Source organism: Flavobacterium cellulosilyticum (genome assembly GCF_004349355.1).
Classification (GTDB): domain Bacteria; phylum Bacteroidota; class Bacteroidia; order Flavobacteriales; family Flavobacteriaceae; genus Flavobacterium; species Flavobacterium cellulosilyticum.
The window spans coordinates 1-3292 of the sequence record NZ_SMFK01000032.1; the positions used below are offsets into that span (position 1 = coordinate 1).

4 protein-coding genes are annotated in these 3292 nt (G+C 26.3%); 3 read left to right on the forward strand and 1 reads right to left on the reverse strand.

Annotated features, from left to right (window positions below):
• The 3 genes from E0F76_RS19165 to E0F76_RS19175 all read left to right on the forward strand — a co-directional run.
• Positions 1 to 353: acyltransferase (locus E0F76_RS19165; RefSeq protein ID WP_132010146.1), on the forward strand; the 353-nt coding region annotated here is incomplete at its 5' end.
• An 844-nt stretch (positions 354 to 1197) separates the two neighbouring features.
• A complete protein-coding gene (locus E0F76_RS19170; RefSeq protein ID WP_132010149.1) occupies positions 1198 to 1440 on the forward strand; it encodes a helix-turn-helix domain-containing protein in 243 nt (80 codons plus the stop codon).
• Positions 1441 to 1970: 530 nt separating this feature from the next.
• Positions 1971 to 2177 (forward strand): helix-turn-helix domain-containing protein, encoded by a 207-nt coding sequence (locus E0F76_RS19175; protein ID WP_165932754.1) that lies wholly within the window; start codon positions 1971 to 1973, stop codon positions 2175 to 2177.
• Between the two features lie 101 nt (positions 2178 to 2278).
• Here E0F76_RS19175 and E0F76_RS19180 read toward each other — a convergent pair whose 3' ends face one another.
• Complete coding sequence (locus tag E0F76_RS19180; protein WP_132010154.1) at positions 2279 to 2746, reverse strand: UpxY family transcription antiterminator; 468 nt, start codon at positions 2744 to 2746, stop codon at positions 2279 to 2281.
• Positions 2747 to 3292: the final 546 nt, after the last annotated feature.

Sequence of the window (3292 nt, forward strand, 5' to 3'; positions counted from 1 at the left end):
AACTCACCATTGGAAATAATACACGCATTAATGGAGCAGATTTTAACGTTCACAACGGAACAAAAATAGAAATTGGATCTGGTTGTCTCTTCTCTACCAATATTGATGTCAGAACAACTGATAGTCATAATATTTTTAATTTTGATGGAGAGCGAATTAACCCTGACAAGAACATTCATATTGGAGAACACGTTTGGATCGGTAGAATGGTTTCCATATTAAAAGGGGCGAAAATTGGAAATGGATCTGTTATTGGATCGATGTCACTTGTATCAGGGATTATCCCAAATGAAGTAATCGCTGCAGGAGTGCCTGCGAAAACTATCAAAGAGAATATTACTTGGAAAGAATAATGATATAGAACATTTCTTTGCATCTCCATTTACGAGGAGATTGTTATTAAGGTTGTCCCATCCTGAAATAACGATACAGAATATAGAATAACATTTTATTAATACTTTACAAATAAAATTATTAATCTTACGCTATAAATGCATTTACGTAGTGTCGTTTTTTGTTATAGTTCTTCCATATGCAGCGTTTTGGTGTATCACTATTTTTAGGACAAGACAAAAAGGGACTGCCATAAATTACTAAACAGGTATATTAATCAATAAGAAAGTTTAAAAAAATAGCTTAGCTATAGATCTTTTATACTGTAGTGCATTTCCCTTCAAATTCAAATTTATTTATCTGTTAATTTGTCTACTTATGCTACTTATCTACTAATTAAACCTAAAATCATCAGGTCCACAGTGATTGGTTTCACAAATCTATTTGAGCTTTTTTTTTTTGAAGTCAATAAATTAGCTTCTTCTCTAAGGTAGTAAAAATGTTTTAAAATTAGTTAATAATGTATTTTATCGGATTTTAAAATCCTTTGGGCAGATTTATTAAATAAATTTGTTACACATTTAAATTTTGGTATATTTTTGAATAAAATTTTTAAAAAAAACCTCATGAATTTGTCTAACTTTTTGGGTGTACTCTATTGTCTCGCTTTTTTAATTTCAACGATATATGACAAAATAAACTATTGATTTATTATGATAATAGTTAATAATAGTGTGAAAAGTGAAGTGATAATTCAAATATGAATTATATACTGTTTGAAATAAGTTGGACTGAAAGCGATATAATACACCAAAGATGATATACGTATTACATACATCCTATAAAAATAATAAATAGCAACATATGAAATATAATGTATATACCAATATTAGAAAAATAAGAGAATTAAAAAATTTAACTAGAGAATTTGTTGCAGATGAATTAAAAATGACTGCCAGTGGTTATGGTAAAATCGAAAGAGGAGATGTTGATTTAACTGTTTCTAAATTGATTGAAATTTCAAAAGTATTAGAAGTTTCAATTGAGTTTATTTTTAAATTTGATATTTCAATTTTCTTCAATGATAAAAATAATAATGAAAATTAAATGAATTTGATGGAGGAGGAGGTTCAATGATATTTAATTTCAAAGTAGGATCTAAATTAATCTAACATTCCTTATAGCGAATTAAATTATAAAGATGCAAACCTATTTGAAAAATTTTTAACCATATTACTTCGTCAAATAGCTTTTCACAAGTCATGAATTTTTACTAATTTTTAAAAAAAAATAAATTGGAATTCGATTAATAATTTCTAATTAAAATAATTAATGTGAATCAGTAATAGATTGTTGTTTGAATTAAAATGTTTAAAGACTATTTTAGTACTTTATAATTAACTTATTTTAAAATTATTAAATCATTTAAAAATGATTTTGGATCAAAATATAATTTCAGCGTTATAAATATAAGAAAATACATGTTTAAATTTAAAAATAAAGCGTTTAAACGACAAAATACGTATTTTAACGTTATTTATTGTTTTTTTTTAAATACTATTGCAGTGTAATAAATTTATTAAGGGTAAACTAATTATTACAATTTAAGATAGAAATGTAAATAAAAAAATATGGTAATGGAGATTTCCTATTTAAAAATTAAAGAGTACCGAGAACAAAAAAATCATAGCCCAGATTATATCGCAATCCAAATGGATATTAGTGTAAAGAATTATGAAAAAATAGAAAAGGGATTTGTGGATCTAAAATTGTCCAAACTAGACAAGTTGGCAAAAATATTGGGAGTTAAAAAAAGTGAATTTTTTAAAATGGATTATGAATAATTTATTTTTAACTATAAAAAACACTTATCCACCCAATTTTGTTTATATCAATTGAAGGATGATATGGGTGTTAATAAGTACTGCTTTGTTTTTTATTAATTTTATTTATTTTTTACTTTTAAAACATATCCTAAAGATTCTAAAATTAAAACATAATGTGTTTTAGTAATGTCTTTTACAAACGCATTTTGCTCACAAAAGGGTCCTGAATCTAACTTTATTTTTTGACCAATTTGGTATTGCATCACCGAAATTTCTGTTGCAGAATCATCACTAGTAAGCCATTCTTTGATAGTTTCAATTTCTTTGTCTTTAACAACGGCATGTGTGCCTAACCAAAATAAATACCGAACCACTCCAGGAGAATTAAATATAATATTTCGGTCTTTTTCAGCCAATTGTACAAATATATAATGATTGAATAAAGGGACTTCTACCCTTATTTTCCTGTCGGACCTTTGTTGTGTTTTTTTGATCAAAGGACAATAACAATTCACGCCGAACTTAGTTAATTGTTTAGCAGCTCTTTTTTTCCATTTTGGTTTTGTGTATACAACGTACCATTTCATATTCCTGTAGGTGTTCGTTTATTTGTAAGTTTTGCTATATAAATTGAATGCATTTAACCCATTGTGTAATTATTTTTTGAACACATAGGAGAAACATAGTTTTTAATTTTAAATTCAAGACGTTTCACTTTTTTATAGTATATCTTAGCTATGTGAATCCAAGAATGGGGCTATTTAATTCTTTTTTCTGTGAACCTATGTGTTTAAAATTTATATTTTTTTACCGGTTGGGTGTAATTATTAAAAACGTCAGTTCGAGGTGTAATTTTTTTTCAAAAAAAAGCAATATAAAATGACGTTATCTTTGTGTATAATCTGAATTAGAATTAGGCAGTGTAGCAGTAAATCAATTAGTGTTAATTACCTGAGTTCGAGTTTTGTTTCAAAATATTATATTAAGCAATATTGGTGAGTTCTATTCTAATGAATTTCCCCCATGGTAGTAATATCTTTTCACTTAGTATATTTTGAGCCTATTTCTATTTCATTAATTCATTGAGCGATGAGTAGTTTAGAAAAAATTATTAAAAATTGTGCTGGCATCGA